This window comes from Roseateles sp. P4_D2 (genome assembly GCF_056401875.1).
In genome coordinates this window covers 270512-288395 of sequence record NZ_JBFUIM010000002.1, presented here as the reverse complement: position 1 = coordinate 288395, position 17884 = coordinate 270512, and the positions used below count along the sequence as shown (strand labels likewise).

The window sequence follows — 17884 nt, the reverse complement described above, 5'->3', positions numbered from 1 at the left end:
AGTCATGCGGGAAGGGACGAGAGCGACGCGCGGTGGGTGTCTTCCGACGTCATGGAAGGAATCTTCCGGACATGTCAGCATCCACCTTCGTGGGCCATCCCTTCAATGCAGACGACATGTACCGTCAAGCCGGTACATGTCACATTCGAACGCCGTGAGCCATTGCCTACGCTTGGCAACCTACCAAGGAGACCTCATGAAAAGCCTGTTCATCGCCGGTGCCTGCCTGCTTGCCAGCTCGCTGGCCGTGGCCGCCGAAGCCACCGTGACCCTCAACCTGGCCGAAAAGCAGGGCGACGGCACCGCGCTCGGCACCGTTCGCATCGTCGAGACGCCCTATGGCCTGGCCTTCTATCCCCAGCTGAAGGGCCTGCCGCCCGGCCTGCATGGCTTCCATGTCCACGAGAAGCCCTCCTGCGCGCCCGCCGAGAGCAACGGCGCCGTCGTGCCGGCCGGTGCCGCCGGCGGCCACCTCGACCCGCAGGGCACGAAGAAGCATGGCGAGCCCTGGGGCGATGGCCACCTGGGCGACCTGCCGCCGCTGTATGTGGGTGCCGACGGCACCGCCACGTCGCCCGTGCTGGGCCCGCGGCTCAAGCTGGCCGATGTCAAAGGCCATGCATTGATGGTTCACGCCGGCGGCGACAACCACGCTGACCATCCGATGCCGCTGGGCGGCGGTGGTGCACGCATGGGCTGTGGCGTGATTGGCGGCTAAGCCAGATCCTCGTGGATGCAGAGGTAATTGCCCTCGGTGTCCTTGAACCAGGCCGCCTTCTCTGACCCCAGCACGCAGACGTGGTCGACGGTCTTGAAGTCCGGGAAGTCGTAGTCCTCGAAGACGACACCGGCGCGCTTGAGCTCGGCGATGCTGGTGGCGATGTCATCCACCTTGAAGCTGATGGCCGTGTGGTCGGCCTTGGTGCCGCCCGGCTTGGGGAAGAGAGCCAGCGTGCTGCCGGCCACGCTGTAGACGAATTTGCCATCCGGCTTCAGGCCGCCGGGCACCAGGCCCAGGCAGCCTTCGTAGAAAGCCCGCGCCCGGGCCATGTCGGCCACGGGCAGCATCGTCGTGACGGGAGCGCTGTTCAGCATATGCAGTCCTTTCGCTCGTGCCGGCTTGGCCGCGCATCGAGCATAGGACGGTCGCTCAGCCGGCGCCACCGCCGATCAGTGATCGGGAAGCCTAGGCATCGCTCGCCAGCACGGGCCTGAAGAAGCTGCGCTCGTAGCTCAGGAAGCACTGCGTTTCCTTCGCATATGCAAAGGCAGCCTGGCATTCCGGGTCTTGAAGCGAGCGGTTGCGGTAGTCCTCATAGGCCGCCAGCGACGGAAAAGAGAACAAGGCCAGGGCAATGTTGTTGGCCCCTTCAGACGGCAGGAAGTAGCCATGGTGCGTGCCGCCGAACTTCGCGACCAGGGGCAGCCAGAGCTTGCCGTAGTGCTCGAATTCCTTGGTCTTGTTGGGATCGATGACGTAGCGCAGATAGCAGGTGATCATGTAGGCGAGCCGCAGTTCAGTGAACTGCAGATTCTGCGGCGCATTCGCCGGTCGAAGCGACATGCAGTGGGCGCCGGCCTTTTCGCCAGAATCCCGCCATGCCCAAGCTGACCGCCGCCGACACCACCGCCGCCGTGGACCAGTTCATGGCGACCCTCGACCACCCCTTCAAGCCAGAGATCGAGGCACTGCGCCGGGCCATCCTCGCCGTGAACCCGTCCATCACCGAAGGCATCAAATGGAATGCGCCGAGCTGGCGCACGAGCGAGTACTTCGCCACCACCCATCTGCGCAGCAAGACCGGCCTGGGCCTGATCCTGCACCTGGGCGCCAAGGCTCGCGAGTTGCCTGAACGCGGCCTGCAGATCGCGGACCCCGTCGGCCTGCTGAAGTGGCTGGGCAAGGACCGCGCACAAGTCGAATTCACCTCTGCAGCCGACTTCACGGCCAAGCTGCCTGCGCTGCAGGCAGTGTTGAAGGGCTGGATCCGCCACGTCTAAGCCATGGCGGCCAAGCGGAAGAATCCTTCCGCGACCGGCTGTGCAGGCCTCCACATAATCACCGCATGCCCCGCATCGCCGTCATCGAAGACGACCCCACCACCAGCGAACAGCTGGCCGGCTGGATTCGCACCGCCCGCCCCGAGCTGACCGTCGACCAATGGTTCGACCGCGACGCCGCTGAGGCCGCCCTGCTGCGCGAGCGTTATGACCTCGTCGTGCTCGACATCGAGCTGGGCCGCGAACGCAATGCCGGCGTGGCGCTGATCAACGAGATCAACAAGCAGGGCCTGGGCACGCCGGTGCTGGTGGTGTCGGCCATGCCGGCGGCCATCTACCGCAGCATCATGAAGGCGCTGGATGCCTGGGACTATCTGCAGAAGACGACCTTCGACGAGGCCGAGTTCATCGAGACCTTCCTCGACATCCTGCGCACGGCTCGGCTGAAGGAACCTGTCAAGGCCATCGCCAAGGCCGAGGACAGCAGCCTGCAGCTCGACCCGCTGAAGCAGCGCACCCCCATGTGGCGCGGCCAGCGCATCAACCTGCCGCTGACGGCCCAGCGCATCCTCGCGACCCTGCACGCGCGCGCCGGCGAGGTGGTCAGCTACGAGGAGCTGTTCGACGTCGTCAAGAGCGGCCGCAACCGCGACAACGTGCGCAAGCATGTGGCGACCATCCGCGATGCGTTCAGGGACGTGGACCCGACGTTTGACGGCATCGAGAACATCCCGATGCGCGGCTTTCGCTGGACCCCTGGCGGATGAAGCTCGGCCGGGTTGATTTCCCGCTGCCCGACATGCCGCGCCTCGGCGTCGCGGCCTTTCGCAACCGCATCGTCTTCCACCTCGTCTTCATCGCCCTGGCCCTGGCCACGCTGGCCCTGGCGCTGGCCCTGTTGAACGAGGAGCGGCAGCGCAATGCGCAGCGCTACGAGCAGACCTTCGCCAAGTCGCTGGCCGAAGTCGTCGCCCAGCTCCGCCACCCCTCCGGCCAGCTGGCGCTGATGAACCCCGAGCCGGCACAGGTGGAGGCCGGCTGGGTGGCGCCGCTGCTGCTCCCTTTCGCGGCCATCGACTTCGACGACGCCACCAAGGCCCAGCGCGCCGTCGAGATGGCGGGCTGCGCGCTGCAATACCCGGGCGGCGCCAGCCTGTGCACGGCGGTGGGCAGCAATGCCTATGCGGGCGGCTTCGTCTACCTCGTGGCCGGGCTGGACGCACCGCCGCTGGTGTCGCGCGAGCGCGGCACGCTGGACCTGGCCGACGTGCACCGCGTGCGCATCAGCCTGAAGCGCGACGGCGCCGAGCAGTACTGGCTGGCTCCCGTCGAGATGCTGGACGCCCAGCGCGGCCAGCTGCCCGGCTTCACGGTCAACGAGGCCGGCAACACCGCGACGCTGCCGCACAAGGCCCGGCCGCAACGCGACTTCCGTGGCTGGGTCTGGCGTGAAGGCCCCTGCCTGAGCACGGCCGAGCCCTGCCCGCGCCGCACGACGGTCTCGATCCGCCTGCCGGTCGAGGCCTTTCGCGAGGCGCTGTTCCGCCCCGGCGGGCCGCAATGGCCGCCCGCGGACCTGTCCCGCACCGGCCTGCGCCTGGCCCTGCTCGGCCCTGGCGGCACCGTGCTGTTCGACAGCAGCAGTGCCGCGGCTCAAGCGCCGCTGTCGCTGGCGCGGCTGTCCGGCACGCTGGCGCCCGGCGAGACGCTGAGGATCACCCGCGGCAGCAACGTCGTCGCGCTGCTGCAGGGCGCCGACGAAACCGGCACACCGCCGTCGCCCTGGCTGACGGCCCTGATCCAGCACCTGCCCGCGCCGGCCACGCCGCGCACGCTGCAGGCCCGGGACAGCGTGACGACGCCGGCGGGCCGCTTCGACATCACGCTGAGCGGTGACCTGCAAGGACTGGACCGGTCTTTGAGCGCCAGCGCTGCCCGCCTGGCCTGGCCCGTGGGCGCGATGCTGGGATCAATAGCGCTGGCCTGGCTCATCATCGAGATGGGCCTGATCCGCCGCGTCGCGATGCTGACGAAACGCGCCGCCGCGCTGTCGCACCAGCTGCAGTCGCCCGAGCGCTTCGAGCTCGGCACGCTGGACGTGGCCGACCTGCGTGGCCGCGACGAGCTGGGCATCCTGGCCGGCAGCTTGTCGGACCTGCTGCAGCACGCCCGCGACAGCCTGCGTCGCGAGCAGCTGCGCGCCGAGCGCGAGCACGACCAGTGGCATGCCGTCGGTCACGAGATCATGTCGCCGCTGCAGTCGCTGATGCTGCTGCACGGATCGGAAGCCGACCCGAGCCGGCGCTATGTGCAGCGCATGCAGCAGGCCGTCAAGGTGCTCTACGGCCAGGCCTCACCGAGCGAGGCCCTCGCCGCCGCGACGCTGGCCGTGGGCCGGCTGGACCTGGACGCCTTCCTGCGCCAGGTGGCCGGGAACGCGGCCTATGCGGGCATCGCCAACGTCACCTACGCGCCGAACGAACCGGTCTGGGTACAGGCCGACGAGTACCCGCTGGAAGACGCCATCACCCATGTGCTGACCAATGCCGACCGCTACCGCGTGCCCGGCACGCCCATCACGCTGGCGCTGCGCATCGAAGGCGAGCTGTCCATCATCGACATCCACAACCAGGGCCCGCAGATCGCCGAGGATCAGCTCACGCGCATCTTCGACTACGGCGTCAGTGATGCCGAGCCGGAGAACGGCCAGCGTCGCGGCCAGGGGCTGTTCGTTGCCAAGACCTATCTGGCCAAGATGGGCGGCAGCATCGCGGCGCGCAATGTCGCCGACGGCGTCGTGTTCGAGATCGCGCTGCGGCGCAGCTGATCAGCGCTTGCGGACGCGGCCCAGCAGCTCGCGCACTGCGAGCTCGGAACTCAGCGACATCTCCAGCGGCGCCCGCACCAGCCCGGCATGGCCGTACTGCAGGTTCTCGTAGACCTCGGCCGCAGCGGGGAAGTGGTCGAGCAGGCCCGCCAGCGTCGGATGGCCCTGGTGCTCGTGCAACTCGGCACCAAGCTTCTGGACGAGGAGTTGGTATTGATGAGGGTCCGCCGCATGACCCTGGCCTTCGAGCGCCTGCAGCAACTGGGCCAGGCGCACGAGGGACAGCAGTTCGGCGGGGACAGCGAGCTTGATGACGGAAGGCATGCGTCCCACATGCCGCCACCCCCACACATTTCAAGCCGCCCGGTTGCGGCATGTTGCACACCGGCCCGCACAATCAGCGCCAGGAGGCCTCCCGATGAAGTTCCTGCCCGATGAAACCTATGCCCTGCTCGACGCCAACGGCGGCATCCACCAGGAGGTGGGCGGCCGCGAGTTCTGGAACCAGCCGCAAGAGGCCCTGGACGCACTGGGCAAGGACTGGCTGGTGTCGGAGTTCCTCTGCGACGCCGACTGGGGCAGCTGGGAGATGCATCCCCACGGCGAGGAGTTCGTCTACCTGCTGGACGGCGACATCGAATTCCTGATGGAGACCGCCGAAGGCGTTGCCACCGCCCAGCGCATCACCGACCGCGGCGCCGTCGTCGTGCCGCGCGGCGTCTGGCACACGGCCAAGGTGCTCCGGCCCAGCCGCATGTTTTTCATCACGATGGGCGCCGGCACCCAGCACCAACCCGCGTGAAGAGGACCTCCCATGCCCCGCGACATCGTCTACACCCCCAAGGCCGCCAAGCCGCCCCCGATGTACAGCCAGGCCGTCAAGGCGGCGGGGCTGGTCTTCGTGTCCGGCACGGCGCCGACAGATCCAGAGACCGGCCTGTTCGTCGGCACGACGGTGCAGGAACAGACCCGCCAGTGCCTGACCAACATCGCCGCCATCCTCGACGCTGCAGGCAGCGCCATGGACAGAATAGTCAGCGTCACCATCGTGCTGGCGGACGAGGATGACTTCGCTGGCATGAATGAGGAATACCTGCGCTGGTTCCCGGTCGACCCGCCGGCCCGCCAGGGCGCCAAGCTGCCCGCCCGCGTGCCGGGACTGAAAGTCTCGATCGCGGTGATTGCCGAGGCCTGAAATGACGCCCCTCGTCCAAGGCAGCCCCCGAGGGGACGGCGATGCTTGCGGCGTTGAGCCGCAAGCACATCGCCAGAGCGGGCCGGCTAGGGAGCGGCCCGTCGCTCGGCCCGCAGAACACGGGACGGGCAACTACGATGGATGACGAACTCGACTGCCAGCGCTGCGGCGCCTGCTGCGCCGTGTTCCGCGTGTCCTTCTACTGGGCCGAAGCCGATGACGTGCCGGGCGGCACCGTACCCGTGGCGCTGACGCGGCCGGTCGGCTCGCTGCACCGCTGCATGGCTGGCACCGAGACTCGGCCGGTGCGCTGCATCGCATTGCGCGGCGAGGTGGGCCAGGAAGTGGGCTGCAGCATCTACGCCCAGCGCTCCAGCACCTGCCGCGGCGTGCAGCCCGGCGACAGCCAATGCCTGAAGGCGCGTGCGGCCCATGGCCTTGAAAGCCCGCGCCACGCCGCCATCTCGGCAGGTCTGCCCCAACACCTGCTGCCATGAAATCCCTCGGCAAACGCGCCACCGGCCTCCGTCTTGAACGCATGCGGGAGTCGCCGCGCTACCTGGCCACGGAGGCAGGCGAGGGCTTTCGCAACGTCCATCCCATCCAGCCGGGGCTGCGTGACCGCAGCGAGCGGCCATCGCTGGGCGATTTCATCTGCTCCGAAGGCCGCCGCACACCGGCCGGCACCCTGCCCTCCGTCAACCCGCTGGACGCCTGGCTCAAGCCCACCGACACCGGCCTGCGCGCCACCTGGCTCGGCCACTCCACGGTGATGATCGAGATCGACGACCTGCGTGTACTGACCGACCCCGTCTGGGGCAAGCGCGCCTCACCTTCGCAGCTGGCCGGGCCGAAACGCTTCCAGCCGGTGCCGCTGGCCTTGAAGGCCTTGCCCAAGCTGGACGCCGTCGTCATCTCCCACGACCACTACGACCACCTGGACATGGGCACGGTCAAGGAGCTGGTGAAGCTGCAGGAGGTGCCCTTCATCACCTCGCTGGGCGTCGGCGCCCACCTGGAGGCCTGGGGCATCCCGGCGGAGCGCATCGTCGAGCTGGACTGGTGGGAGCACTGGCAGGCGCCGAACTCCGAACTGCGCATCCATGCGGCGCCGTCGCAGCATTTCTCGGGCCGCTCGCTGACCGACCGCAACGCCACGCTGTGGTCGTCCATCGTCATCGAGACGCCGAAACACCGCGTCTTCTTCAGCGGCGACACGGGCCTCACCAGCGAGTACGCGGCCATCCGCGAACGCTTCGGGCCCTTCGATCTGGTCATGCTCGAAGTGGGCGCCTTCCACCCGTCCTGGGGCGACATCCACCTCGGGCCTGAGAACGCGCTCAAGGCCTACCAGCTGCTCGGCGGCGGCGCCTTCCTGCCGGTGCACTGGGGCACCTTTTCATTAGCCCTGCATGACTGGGATGCACCGGCCGAGACATTGCTGGAACTTGGCCCGAAGCAGGGCGCCCAGCTGCTGATGCCTCGTCTGGGTGAGGCCGTGGAGCCGGCCAAGGGCGAGCCCGCGACGCCGTGGTGGCGCGAGGCCGATGCGCCGGCGCGCAAGAGCACCAGGCCGGCGGAGCCCCAAGACCCCGCCAAGATGCCCAAGGCCATGCCCTGGCCCTTGGATTAATTCGAGGCGCTGGCGGCTGAGCCGCTGCCTTCGACCTTGTTCGCCGTCTTGCGCACGGCATTGCTGGTGGCGTCGGCACCGCGCTTGACGCCGCTGGCCGCCGCATCCACACCGTGTGCGACACCGCGGGCGGCCGCACTGGCGCCCTTTTCCACGCCGCGCACCGTCGCCTTGGCGCCGCGCTCGATGCCGCTTGCCGCCGCGTGCACGCCACGGGCAACCCCGCTGGCCGCAGCCTGGGCGCCGCGCGTCACGGCGCCTTCGATCTTTTCGAGCGTGGACGGGGGTTCATCGGCCGCCGTCGCGGGCGCGCCGATCAACAGGCCGGCAAGTACCAGGGCAGGGGACATGCGCTTCACGAGTCTTCCAATCCGTGGGGAGGAGTGGCTGATTCTGCATGCAGCTCGCCGCCCCAGCTCGCCGGGTCCACATCGGCCACGCTCTGCGTGAAAACCCAGTGGTGGCCGGCGAAGTCGCGCACGCCGTATTGCCGCTCGCCGAAGGGGTAGGTTGTCGGCGCGCCGGCCGCCGCGGCACCAGCCGCTGCCGCACGGGCGTGGTGGGCATCGACATCGGCCACTCGCACCATGACCGAGTGCGACGAACAGCTGTCCGGCGTCACCTCTCCCTGCTTGACCACCAAGGCGCCACCGCCCGGCACGCTCATCTGCACACGATGATCGGCAATGCGCAGCCGCACCGCGAAGCCGAAGGCGCGACAGAGCCAATCGGCCGCGGCGTTGACGTCCGGATAGGCCAGTTCGGGCAGGACGGTCGCAGCGGGAATGGAGCGATTGGCTTGCATGCCCGCAGTTTGCGTCAGCGCGACACGATGGGAAAGGTGCCCGTCGCCTTGTCCATCAGGCTCAGGAAGCGGCCCAGGTCAATCTTGCTGCCGCTCACCTTGACGTCGTCCGACAGCAGCAGGTCCTTGGCGCCGGCGGTGCCCGCCATCATCCCGACGAAGAATGCTTTGGTCAGCGTCAACGTGGCGTTGGCATCCGCGGCCGGCTCGGCGCGGCGGTGGTGCAGCACGGCGTTCTCGATCCACAGCACATAGCTCTCCTTGGTGTCGGTCAGCACGAGGTTGATCTTGAAGTCCTTGCCCTCGGCGGCCGGGCCGTTGAGGCCGGCGGCCATGGCCTCGAGGAAGCGCTCGATGGGCGTCTGGGCCAGCATGTCAAGGAAGGCTGCGCGGTTGACGCCCTGCTTGGGCGCGCCACCGCGCAACTCGGCCGCGGCCGTCAGGTAGCTGTTGCGCCAGGTGGAGGCCTCGGCCACATAGCCGAGCTGGTCGTAGGCACGCGCCAGCAGCTCGCGCGCGGCCTTGTTGCCGGCATCGGCGAACACGACATGGTTCAGCAGCTCGGCAGCCCAGCGGTAGTCGCCCTGGTCGAAGGCCGTCTGCGCGGCGGCCACGGCCTTGTCGGCGCCGCCGGCCAGGGCCACATAGCGCTTGGCGACGTCCACCGGCGGCAGTGGGTTCAGGTGGGCGGGGTTGCCGTCGTAGGCGCCGAGGTAGAACTGGTAGACGGCCTTGACGTTGTGGCGCAGGTCGCCGTAGTAGCCGCGTGCGCCGAAGTGGCCCTGCAGCGACTTGGGCAAGCGGATCTGGTCGGCGATCTCCGCCGGCGTCAGGCCCGCATTGATGAGGCGCACCGTCTGGTCGTGGGTGTATTTGTAGACATCGCGGTGCTTGGTGATGAAGTCGGCGATGCGGTCGTGCCCCCAGACGGGCCAGTTGTGCTGGCCGACATAGACCTCGGCGTCACCGAGCTGGTCCAGCGCGCCCTGCATGTAGGCGGCCCAGCGCAGCGCGTCGCGCACCTTGGCGCCGCGCACGGGCAGCAGGTTGTGCATGGTCTGCGCCAGGTTCTCGGCGCCGCCATAGAGCTCGAGCGACGGCACCGAGAAGGTCATCTCCGCCGGCGCCTCGGCGCCGGGCACGTTGTGGAAGACGAAGCGCACGCCGTCCAGCACGCGCTCTTCGGTGGGTTGCGTGATGAGGTCGGTCGGCGCCAACACGCCGAAGCTGCCGTAGCCCACGGCCTTGCCCAGGCCGGTGTCGACCAGGCCCTTGGGCGAGCGTTCCAGGTTCTTGCCGAACTGGTAGGCGGATCGCCGGCCCATGGCGGCGCCGACCATGACGTTCTCGCTGGTGGCCTCTTCCATGAAGCCCGCCGAAGCGATGACCGGCACGGTGCGCGCCTGCTCGGCCGTCAGCACGCCCAGAGCGCCGCCGAAATGGTCGATGTGGCTGTGCGAGAACAGCAGCGCGGTGACCGGTTTGTCACCCAGGTGTTTGCGAGCGAAGGCCATGGCCGCGCTCGCGGTCTCGCGGCAGGTCAGCGCGTCGACGACGATCCAGCCGGTCTTGCCCTCGATCAGCGTGATGTTGCCCATGTCGAAGCCGCGCAGCTGGTAGACGCCGTCGACCACCTTGAAGAGGCCGATCTGCGCGTTGAGCTTGGCGTGGCGCCAGAGACTCGGATTGACGGTGGGCGGCGCGGCGCCATCGACGAACTTGAAGGCGTCGAAGTCGATCAGCACGCTGCCGTCGGCCGCGAGGATCTTGCCCTCCGGGCGGGCGATGAGGCCGCGCTTGGCGTCCTCGAAGCCCTGGGCCTCGTCCAGCGGCAGGGTCTGTGCGAACTGCGCGTTCGCCTGCACCGTGGTCGCGCTCGCGTCGCCGGAGGGCGCTGCGGTCTCACGGCTGCAACCAGTCAGCATGAGAGCCACCATCAGGACGGTCGTCGTTGTCTTCATTGTTTGTCTCCTCCGGTTCATTGCCGCGCGTCGTTGCGGATCATGTCGGCGGCCTTCTCGCCAATCATGATGGTGGGGGCGTTGGTGTTGCCGCCGACGATGGTGGGCATCACCGAGGCGTCGACGACGCGCAAGCCACCGATGCCGTGCACACGCAGTCGCGCATCGACGACGGCCATCGGATCGCGGCCCGCGGGGCCCATCCGGCAGGTGCCCACCGGGTGGTATTGCGTATCGGCACGGGCGCGGATGTCGGCGGCCAGCGCCTCGGTGTCGTCGGCGCGCACCGGGTAGAGCATGTCGCCGCGCAGGCCGTCGAAAGGCTTGGACTCGATGAGGCGCTGCTGCAACCGGGCGCCCCTCAGCAGCAGCCGCATGTCGCGCTCGTCGCTGAGGAAGCGTGGGTCGATGCGCGGTGCCAGCTGCGGGTCGGGCCCGGCCAGCTCCACCGTGCCGCGGCTGTGCGGCCGCAGCACGTCGACATGGCAGGAAATGCCGTGGCCCCAGTGCAGCTTGCGGGCGTGGTCGTCGACGATGCCAAGCACGAAGACGAGTTGCAGGTCGGGCACGCTGACATCCGCCGAAGAGCGCAGGAAGGCGCCGGACTCGGCAATGCTGCTCGTCAGCAGGCCCTTGCGATGACGCCGCCATTCGCCCACCGCCCGCGCCAGCCGCGCGCCGCCGCGCAGCGAGACGCCGAAGGTGGGCGTGTCCGAGCTGCAGCGCCAGGTCTGCACATAGTCGATGTGGTCCTGCAGGTTCTGGCCGACGCCGGGCAGGTCATGCAGCACCTCGACACCCGTCTGCCGCAGGTGTGCGCCAGGCCCGATGCCCGAGAGCATCAGCAGCTGCGGCGAACCGAAGGCGCCGGCGCTGAGCAGGACTTCGCGGCGCGCACGCACGAAGCGGGATTGGCCGTGGACGCGGTAGTCCACGCCCACCGCGCGGCCATTGGCCAGGCGCAGCTTCGTCGCCTGCGCGTGGGTGATGACCTTGAGGTTCGGGCGGCCCAAATTGGGCGTCAGATAGGCCTTGGCGGCGCTGCAGCGCTCGCCGTTGACTTGCGTGACCTGGTAGACGAAGGAGCCGAACTGCTCGGCGCCGTTGTAGTCGCCGATATGGGGCACCCCCTGCAGCGCCGCGGCGGTCAGGAAGGTCTGGTTGATGGGGCTCGCGCTGCGCGGCAGCGTCACGTTCAGCGGCCCGCCACGGCCGTGCAGCGGGCAGTCGCCGAACTGCTCGTTGTGCTCGGCGCGGCGGAAATAGGGCAGCACCTCGTCATACGACCAGCCGGCGTTGCCGAAGCTCGCCCATTGGTCGTAGTCGTGGCGGTGGCCGCGCACATAGAGCATGGCGTTGATGGAGCTGCTGCCGCCCAGGGTCTTGCCGCGCGGCTGGTAGCCGCGGCGGCCCATCAGGCCGGGCTGGGGCACGGTCTGGTAGGCGTAGTTGTTGATGCGGGTGGGCACCATGGCGACGACGCCGGCCGGCGCGTGGATGAGCACGCTGCTGTCCGGCCCGCCGGTTTCCAGCAAGGCCACCGTCACGCCGGGGTCTTCGCTCAGGCGCGCGGCCAGCACGCAGCCCGCCGAACCGGCACCCACGATCACGTAATCGAACTCCACGGCGCTTGTCTCCTCCGGCCTCTGAGCGGGCCGGGGAGCGAAGGATGAAAGCCGGCAGCAATTACGTCCAACGCATAATTAGTCGGCATTCATTGCGTTCACTGCATAGCAACCCAGATCCGGCAGTCGGCCGCTCCCCATGGCGCCATGCCTTCAACCTCGGCACGCTGGCCGATTTGCCACCCTCGCCGCTTCGATGAACAACGCTGCACGCCCGCTGGTCGGCCGCTGCAAACCGCAGGCGGCGTTGCTTCTCCTCGTGGGCATCAGCCCACTTCGTCGGCGCGCCTTGCCGGCGGCTCGCCTCGTCCGCCCCTCGGACGTGCCCAACTGCCGGATCTAGGTTGAACCTCCGCCAGCTCTCCCACCTGATCGCGCTGGCCGACGAGGGCCGCTTCGTCGCCGCGGCGGAGCGCGTGCACCTGAGCCAGGCCGCCTTCAGCCGCAGCATCCAGGCCCTCGAAGCCCATTGGGGGCTGCGCCTGTTCGAGCGCGGGCCGCTGGGCGCGGTGCTGACGCCGGCCGGCCGCACGCTGGTGGAGCGCGCCCGCCGCCTGGTCTTCGACGCCGACTGCCTGGAGCGCGACGCCGACCTGCTGCGCGGCGGCCTGCTGGGCGACCTGGCCTTTGGCGCGGGGCCCGTGCCGGCCGCCGTGCTGGTGCCGCCGCTGCTGGCCGAGCTGCGCCGCCAGGCGCCGCAGATCGTGGCGCGGGTGCGCTTCGGCAATGTGCCCAGCCTGTTGACGCTGCTGAGCGACGAGGCCATCGAATTCTTCGTCGCCGACCGGCGCATGCTGACCGATGCGAGCCGCCTGGACATGGCGCCCGTGGCCCAGATCCGCGGCGGCATCTATGTCCGCGACGGCCACCCCTTGCTGGACGTGGCGAACGTGACGACGGACAACCTGAAGCGTTTCGGTCTCGGCGTCGTGTCCACGTCGCCGCAACTCTTCGTCTACATCGCACAGGGCCTGGGTTTCGCCAGCCCGGGCGAGCTACCGGTCGTTGTCGAATGCGACGACGTCGCCACGCTGGCGCGGCTGGCGGCCGACGGCGACATGCTGGCGCTGCTGCCGAGCGCCCTGCCCACAGCCGTCGAACTGGGCCTGCAGCCGCTGCGCGGCGTGAAGACCTTTGGCGACCTCTACGTGGACGCCCACGCCGTCTGGCTGCGCGGCCGCACGCTGGCGCCGGCGGCAGAGACGGCGATCCGGCTGTTCAGGACGGTGGCAGGTTCGGGCAGCTGACGATCAGCGCCAACGGCGCCTCGCCGACTTAGCGGATGCCGCCGACGGCGCCTTCGTAGAGATAGGCGACCATGCCCGCCGTCATGCGCCGCGTCTCGCCATCCGATGTGACCTCGCCTTCGCCGGCCAGCACGAAGTACACCTCGTCATGCGTCAGCTCATGCCGGCGATGGCAGCGCCGACATGCAGCACGCGCTCGCGGAACTCCATGGCCCGCCGGACCGGTGTGGTGTCGCTGATACGGTAGGCCGTGGACATGCCGATGGCGCCGTGGGGCGGGGGTTCTTCGACGCGAGTGGCGTCTTCGTGAACAACGAGCATTCGGGACGCCGTCGCGCGGCTAGGTTGATCACCCACAGCAGGCTCTGCAATTCACCGCGCATTGAGAACTGGCTCGTTCGTGTAAACGCCCAGCTCAGAGGTGTTCGCCGTCTCGTCATAGATGCAATTGCAGACAAGAGAAGACACTCGCCAAGTGGACTCCCGCAAATGACTGCAGGCAGCAGAACTTCCTGATGCTACATTTCCGCCAAATTTCGCAGCCTGCTGGATGTCAATCACTTTCGCCAAACCGCCCGTCAATGAGGTTGCGCTTGGGCAAGTTTTCTCTCCGCGTCTAGACCTGCTCATTCCCCACTTCGGTAAGTTTTGGGACTTGCTTGGCAGCGAGTATCCAAAGGTTGCGCACGCGCAGCCAGTCATCGATGAACAAGCTGAGCCGCCTGCAGATCCTATTAGCGGGCTCTACTTGCCTCGCGTTTGGTTTCTAACGGAGGATGAAACTCGGCTAATTCAGCTGCAACAGGATCGGCTGTTTGTCAACTGGCGGAAAACACCCGAGTTCACAGGAACATACCCGCGATTCCCTTCTATTAGAGAAGAGTTTGAAAGAGTTTCTGCGATTTTTGATGAATTCTTGACGAAGACTTTGGGTCAACCAACCACAATTTCTCGACATGAGTTGAGTTACATTAACATAATTCCGCTTGAAGAGGCTAAAATCGCCGGGGTGGGTGATTTTCACAAAGTCTTGAAGTGCTTTAAGTGGGAAAGCGAAACTATAGTTGGTGCGCCAAAGAAAATCAGCGTCAACTACATGTTCGAACCTGACCCTTCGACAAAGTTTACAGTTCGAATCAATTCCGCAAAGAGGATTTCTGATAGCACGGACGTGCTAAAAATGGAATTGCTCGCAAAGGAAGTGCCGGGTAGTAAAACTAGAGGCCAATGGATTGATGATGCTCATCAATTCATTGTGCAGTCGTTTAAAGAACTTACTTCCGAAGAGATGCACACGAACCAATGGCAATTGGTCACCGGCTAAGGGGGAAATATGGTCGGAATAACGGATACAGCTACAAACAGAGAATTTCGTTCAGATCGCGCACCTGTTCGTCGCGAGTATGCGGCGCGTCGGAGTTTATGTGATCGAATCCAGTCTGACGATGACATGTTTTCTTGCGACGAGCGGACAACGACTACGCTCGATGAGGCGAGTGCGCTACGCGCTGTTCGAATTGACGAGGCGTCTCAAACGCTTTCTAAGCTTGATGAGTTGTTTCTGGAGGATTTCGGCGTGAGCCTGTCTCAGGCATCTAGAAACGACATCAACGCCTTTTTATCCATAAACTTCAGATTCCCGACGCCCGTCCTCAGTGCGGAACCCAGCGGCTCTATTTTGGCGACTTGGAAATCAGGCGATCAGTCTTTGGTCATTCGCTTCAGGGGTGCGAACCAACTGGACTTCGCAGTTGCTTTCACAAGTGAACAAGGAATCTCTAGAAAATGGGGCAGCACCCATTTCATGGGGTTTTTTGACGCGCAACCGGAAGCCAAACGCATCGCCGTAAGTGCCCAGTAGTGATCCCGCACGGCAATCACGTAGCTCGCTTGTGCGGCGGCTCGCTTGCACCGGACGGCGTACCACAAGCAGGTGCGTTTGCCCCGAATCCTGGCACTGATAGTCGGCCGCCTGATGAGGGGTTATCGGTCTATTGGCTCGAATTACTGAATCACGACGGCTCGCTATCTGAAAAGGTCGAGTCACTGCGGAAGTTTGTGATCGAGTCACCTCTCGGCGAACGCAAGCCTGGAAAGACCGCCGTGTGGGCAGTGATTCCGGCCTCTCGCCTGAACGGAATTGTTGACGAGCAAACCGGCGCCAGCTTTGAATGCAGGCATGCACCTCGTAAAGACCCGCGTCTAGTAGATGAATTTGATCCTCACGGAGAAATTCATACCACGCCAGAAATACTTTCTTGGAGTGAGGATCAAGCTTGGCGGTTGGCGGTGCAGCAATTCATTTGCGATCAAATCGTGCATGTAGAGCGCGCTCATCTGACCTGAGCGGCACAGGTCACTGTTTGCCAGGGGGTAGGGGCGCAATGCCCGTGGCCTGGGACCATACGGCCTGCCATTCGCCGCCCTTCAGCTCATAGCTGTCCGTGTGCCAGCAGTCGACAACACGACCGGACGGAAAGCCTATGCGGGCCCGATAGCGGACGACGGCCATCAACGAGGAAACCCGGACGCTGATCGGTCCGCAGTCCCACGACGAATAGAAGGGCTCGGCGGCGATGGCGCCCAGGTAACGCTCGCGCGAGAACACGTTCCCCGGCGGCGTGATGAGTTCGTATTCCGGCGAGTGCAGGCGCTGGACCGTCGGCATGTCGCGCGCGACGAGGGCCTGTGTGCGCTCCACTTCAAGGGCGCGAAAGAAGTCTTCCGACGGGATCTTCTGGAATTCAGTCACGGCCAGCCCCTCCGATGTCAGGCCCGCAGTTTGCCTGTCAGCTCGCCCCCGCCATCCTCTCCGCCAGCCAATCCACAAACACCCTCACCCGCGACGACAGCTGGCGGGCATGGGGATACAGCACATAGACCGGCATAGGCGTCGGCTGCCAGTCGGCAAACACCTCGACCAGCTCGCCGCTCGCCAGCTCACTCTCAAAGTTGTAGCGCGGCGCCTGGATGAAGCCCAGGCCTGCCAGGCAGCAAGCGCCATAGGCCGTCGCGCTGCTGACGGTGACCGGGCCGGGCAGCGTGAGGCTGTGCGCCTCGCCATCGACGATGAAGTCAAAGGGCAGCACGCGGCCGCTGCTGCCGATGTAATTGACGGCCAGGTGCTCGTTGGCGAACTCCTCCAGCGTGCGTGGCAGGCCGCGGCGGGCGATGTAGTCGCGGCTCGCACAGGTCACCTGGCGCAGCTGGGCGACGCGCCGGCCCACCATGGATGAATCCTTGGGCTCGCCCGAGCGCAGCACGCAGTCCACGCCCTCGCGCACAAGGTCGACAAAGCGGTCACCCAGGCCGATCTCCAGCTCGACGTCGGGGTAGCGGGCATGGAAGTCGCCGAGGTAGGGCAGCACGAAGCGCTGGGCCTGGTTGCCCTGCATGTCCACGCGCAGCTTGCCGCGCGGCTTGAGCTGGGCGGTGCGGAACAGGTCCTCGGCCTCGCCGACGTCCTGCAGGATCTGCTGGCAGCGCAAGTAATAGGCCTGACCGTCCAGCGTCGGGCTCACATGCCGCGTCGTGCGGTTGAGCAGGCGCACACCCAGGCGCGCCTCCAGCTGCTGCAGCGCCAGGCTGACCGAGGCGCGCGGCAGCTGCAGCTCGTCGGCGGCCTTGCTGAAGCTGGCCAGGTCGACGATGCGCACGAAGAGGCGCATCGCATCGAGTCGGTCCATGGCCGTTTGGCTCCGATTGTTTAGTTGGGTTGGATTGTGATGTCTTGTTCGTCTGATTTATCCGAAAGCGATCGAACAATACATTGAACTCACAGGGCCGCTCCTCGGTCCTGCCTTCCAACCCAACGACCTGGAGCACCCCGTGAGCAACACCACTTCTTCTTCCTCTTCCCCCGTCGCCATCGTCACCGGCGCCTCGCGCGGCATCGGCGCGGCCATTGCGCAGCGACTGGCGGCCGATGGCCATGCCGTGGTCGTCAACTACGCCGGCAATGCCGTCGAAGCGCAAAAGGTTGTCGATGCGATCGTGGACCGTGGCGGCCGTGCCATCGCCGTGCAGGCCGACGTGGCCGACGCGGGCGCCGCCAGGCTGCTGTTCGACGCCGCCACCGAAGCCTTCGGCGGCGTGGACGTGCTCGTCAACAACGCCGGCGCCATGGCCAACGAGCTGCCCCATCTGGCCGACACCAGTGACGAGACCTTCGACCGCCTCTTCGACATCAATGTGAAGGGCAGCTTCCTGGCCATGCGCGAGGCGGCCAGGCGCCTGCGCCAGGGCGGGCGCATCATCAATTTCTCGACCAGCGTCATCGGCCTGGGCCTGCCAGGCTATGCCGTCTACGCGGCCACCAAGAGCGCCATTGAGACCATGACCAACATCCTGGCCAAGGAGCTGCGCGGCAAGACCATCACCGTCAACGCCGTGGCCCCCGGCCCGACGGCGACGAATCTGTTCCTGAACGGCAAGACGCCCGAGCAGGTCGAGCGCCTCGCCAAGATGGCGCCGCTGGAGCGCCTGGGCCAGCCCGAGGACATCGCGGCCATGGTCGGCGTGCTGGCCGGGCCGCAAGGCGGCTGGGTCAACGGCCAGACGGTGCGCGTCAACGGCGGCATTGTCTGAAGG

The 17884-nt window shown here is 66.6% G+C and carries 24 protein-coding genes; 13 read left to right on the top strand and 11 right to left on the bottom strand.

What is annotated here, in order from left to right:
* The first annotated feature begins 196 nt into the window (after positions 1 to 196).
* Complete coding sequence (sodC, locus tag AC1DW0_RS04755) at positions 197 to 718, top strand: superoxide dismutase [Cu-Zn] SodC (protein ID WP_477945073.1); 522 nt, start codon at positions 197 to 199, stop codon at positions 716 to 718.
* Here the strand turns inward: sodC and AC1DW0_RS04750 are convergent.
* Positions 715 to 1095, bottom strand: coding sequence for a VOC family protein (locus AC1DW0_RS04750; protein ID WP_477945072.1), 381 nt, complete (start codon positions 1093 to 1095; stop codon positions 715 to 717). The two genes, sodC and AC1DW0_RS04750, sit on opposite strands and share 4 nt — an antisense overlap.
* 91 nt (positions 1096 to 1186) lie before the next feature.
* Positions 1187 to 1501, bottom strand: a complete 315-nt coding sequence (locus AC1DW0_RS04745) for an NIPSNAP family protein (protein ID WP_457445235.1) — start codon at positions 1499 to 1501, stop codon at positions 1187 to 1189.
* Between the two features lie 98 nt (positions 1502 to 1599).
* Here AC1DW0_RS04745 and AC1DW0_RS04740 point away from each other — a divergent pair, with 98 nt between their 5' ends.
* From AC1DW0_RS04740 to AC1DW0_RS04730, 3 genes are all read left to right on the top strand, one after another.
* Positions 1600 to 2001 (top strand): DUF1801 domain-containing protein, encoded by a 402-nt coding sequence (locus tag AC1DW0_RS04740; RefSeq protein ID WP_477945071.1) that lies wholly within the window; start codon positions 1600 to 1602, stop codon positions 1999 to 2001.
* A 65-nt stretch (positions 2002 to 2066) separates the two neighbouring features.
* The gene (locus AC1DW0_RS04735) at positions 2067 to 2768 is read left to right on the top strand and encodes a response regulator transcription factor (protein WP_457445031.1); all 702 of its coding nucleotides are present in this window, start codon (positions 2067 to 2069) and stop codon (positions 2766 to 2768) included.
* Positions 2765 to 4828 (top strand): sensor histidine kinase, encoded by a 2064-nt coding sequence (locus AC1DW0_RS04730; protein ID WP_477945070.1) that lies wholly within the window; start codon positions 2765 to 2767, stop codon positions 4826 to 4828. The genes AC1DW0_RS04735 and AC1DW0_RS04730 overlap by 4 nt, the downstream gene beginning before the upstream one ends.
* On the opposite strand, the gene AC1DW0_RS04725 is transcribed toward AC1DW0_RS04730, so the two are convergent.
* Positions 4829 to 5152 (bottom strand): hypothetical protein, encoded by a 324-nt coding sequence (locus AC1DW0_RS04725; protein ID WP_457322171.1) that lies wholly within the window; start codon positions 5150 to 5152, stop codon positions 4829 to 4831.
* 94 nt (positions 5153 to 5246) lie between these two features.
* Between AC1DW0_RS04725 and AC1DW0_RS04720 the strand changes: the two genes are divergently transcribed.
* The 4 genes from AC1DW0_RS04720 to AC1DW0_RS04705 all read left to right on the top strand — a co-directional run bounded on the left by AC1DW0_RS04720 (position 5247) and on the right by AC1DW0_RS04705 (position 7656).
* Positions 5247 to 5630 carry a cupin domain-containing protein gene (locus AC1DW0_RS04720; protein WP_477855922.1) on the top strand — a complete coding sequence of 128 codons (384 nt, stop codon included), beginning with the start codon at positions 5247 to 5249 and terminating at the stop codon, positions 5628 to 5630.
* Between the two features lie 12 nt (positions 5631 to 5642).
* Positions 5643 to 6023, top strand: a complete 381-nt coding sequence (locus tag AC1DW0_RS04715; protein WP_477945069.1) for a RidA family protein — start codon at positions 5643 to 5645, stop codon at positions 6021 to 6023.
* A gap of 137 nt (positions 6024 to 6160) precedes the next feature.
* Complete coding sequence (locus AC1DW0_RS04710) at positions 6161 to 6520, top strand: YkgJ family cysteine cluster protein (protein WP_457353420.1); 360 nt, start codon at positions 6161 to 6163, stop codon at positions 6518 to 6520.
* On the top strand, positions 6517 to 7656 hold the full coding sequence (locus tag AC1DW0_RS04705) for an MBL fold metallo-hydrolase (protein WP_477945068.1): 1140 nt from the start codon (positions 6517 to 6519) through the stop codon (positions 7654 to 7656). Before AC1DW0_RS04710 ends, AC1DW0_RS04705 begins: the two co-directional genes overlap by 4 nt.
* On the opposite strand, the gene AC1DW0_RS04700 is transcribed toward AC1DW0_RS04705, so the two are convergent.
* From AC1DW0_RS04700 to AC1DW0_RS04685, 4 genes are read right to left on the bottom strand one after another with little or no spacing between them, the layout of a single operon-like run.
* Positions 7653 to 8015 carry a hypothetical protein gene (locus AC1DW0_RS04700; protein WP_477945067.1) on the bottom strand — a complete coding sequence of 121 codons (363 nt, stop codon included), beginning with the start codon at positions 8013 to 8015 and terminating at the stop codon, positions 7653 to 7655. The two genes, AC1DW0_RS04705 and AC1DW0_RS04700, sit on opposite strands and share 4 nt — an antisense overlap.
* Entirely contained in the window at positions 8012 to 8461 is a 450-nt protein-coding gene (locus tag AC1DW0_RS04695; RefSeq protein WP_477945066.1) for a VOC family protein, read from the bottom strand. Before AC1DW0_RS04695 ends, AC1DW0_RS04700 begins: the two co-directional genes overlap by 4 nt.
* 14 nt (positions 8462 to 8475) lie before the next feature.
* Positions 8476 to 10422 carry an alkyl/aryl-sulfatase gene (locus AC1DW0_RS04690; RefSeq protein WP_477945065.1) on the bottom strand — a complete coding sequence of 649 codons (1947 nt, stop codon included), beginning with the start codon at positions 10420 to 10422 and terminating at the stop codon, positions 8476 to 8478.
* Positions 10423 to 10439: 17 nt separating this feature from the next.
* Entirely contained in the window at positions 10440 to 12047 is a 1608-nt protein-coding gene (locus AC1DW0_RS04685; RefSeq protein ID WP_477945064.1) for a GMC family oxidoreductase, read from the bottom strand.
* Positions 12048 to 12391: 344 nt separating this feature from the next.
* Here AC1DW0_RS04685 and AC1DW0_RS04680 point away from each other — a divergent pair, with 344 nt between their 5' ends.
* The gene (locus tag AC1DW0_RS04680) at positions 12392 to 13294 is read left to right on the top strand and encodes a LysR family transcriptional regulator (RefSeq protein WP_477945063.1); all 903 of its coding nucleotides are present in this window, start codon (positions 12392 to 12394) and stop codon (positions 13292 to 13294) included.
* Between the two features lie 28 nt (positions 13295 to 13322).
* On the opposite strand, the gene AC1DW0_RS04675 is transcribed toward AC1DW0_RS04680, so the two are convergent.
* Together AC1DW0_RS04675 and AC1DW0_RS04670 are read right to left on the bottom strand one after the other, a co-directional pair.
* On the bottom strand, positions 13323 to 13436 hold the full coding sequence (locus tag AC1DW0_RS04675) for a cupin domain-containing protein (RefSeq protein WP_477945062.1): 114 nt from the start codon (positions 13434 to 13436) through the stop codon (positions 13323 to 13325).
* Between the two features lie 11 nt (positions 13437 to 13447).
* Positions 13448 to 13615 (bottom strand): hypothetical protein, encoded by a 168-nt coding sequence (locus AC1DW0_RS04670; RefSeq protein ID WP_477945061.1) that lies wholly within the window; start codon positions 13613 to 13615, stop codon positions 13448 to 13450.
* Positions 13616 to 13844: 229 nt separating this feature from the next.
* Here AC1DW0_RS04670 and AC1DW0_RS04665 point away from each other — a divergent pair, with 229 nt between their 5' ends.
* The 3 genes from AC1DW0_RS04665 (at position 13845) to AC1DW0_RS04655 (ending at position 15640) form a co-directional block, all read left to right on the top strand.
* Positions 13845 to 14618, top strand: coding sequence for a TIGR04255 family protein (locus tag AC1DW0_RS04665; protein WP_477945060.1), 774 nt, complete (start codon positions 13845 to 13847; stop codon positions 14616 to 14618).
* Positions 14619 to 14744: 126 nt separating this feature from the next.
* Positions 14745 to 15155, top strand: coding sequence for a hypothetical protein (locus tag AC1DW0_RS04660; RefSeq protein ID WP_477945059.1), 411 nt, complete (start codon positions 14745 to 14747; stop codon positions 15153 to 15155).
* A complete protein-coding gene (locus tag AC1DW0_RS04655; RefSeq protein WP_477945058.1) occupies positions 15155 to 15640 on the top strand; it encodes a hypothetical protein in 486 nt (161 codons plus the stop codon). The genes AC1DW0_RS04660 and AC1DW0_RS04655 overlap by 1 nt, the downstream gene beginning before the upstream one ends.
* Positions 15641 to 15650: 10 nt before the next feature.
* Here AC1DW0_RS04655 and AC1DW0_RS04650 read toward each other — a convergent pair whose 3' ends face one another.
* Positions 15651 to 16046 (bottom strand): nuclear transport factor 2 family protein, encoded by a 396-nt coding sequence (locus tag AC1DW0_RS04650; protein WP_477945057.1) that lies wholly within the window; start codon positions 16044 to 16046, stop codon positions 15651 to 15653.
* Between the two features lie 37 nt (positions 16047 to 16083).
* Complete coding sequence (locus tag AC1DW0_RS04645) at positions 16084 to 16980, bottom strand: LysR family transcriptional regulator (RefSeq protein WP_477945056.1); 897 nt, start codon at positions 16978 to 16980, stop codon at positions 16084 to 16086.
* Positions 16981 to 17122: 142 nt separating this feature from the next.
* Here AC1DW0_RS04645 and AC1DW0_RS04640 point away from each other — a divergent pair, with 142 nt between their 5' ends.
* Positions 17123 to 17881 carry an SDR family oxidoreductase gene (locus AC1DW0_RS04640; RefSeq protein WP_477945055.1) on the top strand — a complete coding sequence of 253 codons (759 nt, stop codon included), beginning with the start codon at positions 17123 to 17125 and terminating at the stop codon, positions 17879 to 17881.
* Positions 17882 to 17884 lie beyond the last annotated feature (3 nt).

Coding starts and splice junctions, on each gene's coding strand:
- sodC (WP_477945073.1), top strand. CDS start 197: ATGAAAAGCCTGTTCATCGCCGGTGCCTGCCTGCTTGCCAGCTCGCTG.
- AC1DW0_RS04750 (WP_477945072.1), bottom strand. CDS start 1,095: ATGCTGAACAGCGCTCCCGTCACGACGATGCTGCCCGTGGCCGACATG.
- AC1DW0_RS04745 (WP_457445235.1), bottom strand. CDS start 1,501: ATGATCACCTGCTATCTGCGCTACGTCATCGATCCCAACAAGACCAAG.
- AC1DW0_RS04740 (WP_477945071.1), top strand. CDS start 1,600: ATGCCCAAGCTGACCGCCGCCGACACCACCGCCGCCGTGGACCAGTTC.
- AC1DW0_RS04735 (WP_457445031.1), top strand. CDS start 2,067: ATGCCCCGCATCGCCGTCATCGAAGACGACCCCACCACCAGCGAACAG.
- AC1DW0_RS04730 (WP_477945070.1), top strand. CDS start 2,765: ATGAAGCTCGGCCGGGTTGATTTCCCGCTGCCCGACATGCCGCGCCTC.
- AC1DW0_RS04725 (WP_457322171.1), bottom strand. CDS start 5,152: ATGCCTTCCGTCATCAAGCTCGCTGTCCCCGCCGAACTGCTGTCCCTC.
- AC1DW0_RS04720 (WP_477855922.1), top strand. CDS start 5,247: ATGAAGTTCCTGCCCGATGAAACCTATGCCCTGCTCGACGCCAACGGC.
- AC1DW0_RS04715 (WP_477945069.1), top strand. CDS start 5,643: ATGCCCCGCGACATCGTCTACACCCCCAAGGCCGCCAAGCCGCCCCCG.
- AC1DW0_RS04710 (WP_457353420.1), top strand. CDS start 6,161: ATGGATGACGAACTCGACTGCCAGCGCTGCGGCGCCTGCTGCGCCGTG.
- AC1DW0_RS04705 (WP_477945068.1), top strand. CDS start 6,517: ATGAAATCCCTCGGCAAACGCGCCACCGGCCTCCGTCTTGAACGCATG.
- AC1DW0_RS04695 (WP_477945066.1), bottom strand. CDS start 8,461: ATGCAAGCCAATCGCTCCATTCCCGCTGCGACCGTCCTGCCCGAACTG.
- AC1DW0_RS04690 (WP_477945065.1), bottom strand. CDS start 10,422: ATGAAGACAACGACGACCGTCCTGATGGTGGCTCTCATGCTGACTGGT.
- AC1DW0_RS04670 (WP_477945061.1), bottom strand. CDS start 13,615: ATGCTCGTTGTTCACGAAGACGCCACTCGCGTCGAAGAACCCCCGCCC.
- AC1DW0_RS04665 (WP_477945060.1), top strand. CDS start 13,845: ATGTCAATCACTTTCGCCAAACCGCCCGTCAATGAGGTTGCGCTTGGG.
- AC1DW0_RS04660 (WP_477945059.1), top strand. CDS start 14,745: ATGTTTTCTTGCGACGAGCGGACAACGACTACGCTCGATGAGGCGAGT.
- AC1DW0_RS04645 (WP_477945056.1), bottom strand. CDS start 16,980: ATGGACCGACTCGATGCGATGCGCCTCTTCGTGCGCATCGTCGACCTG.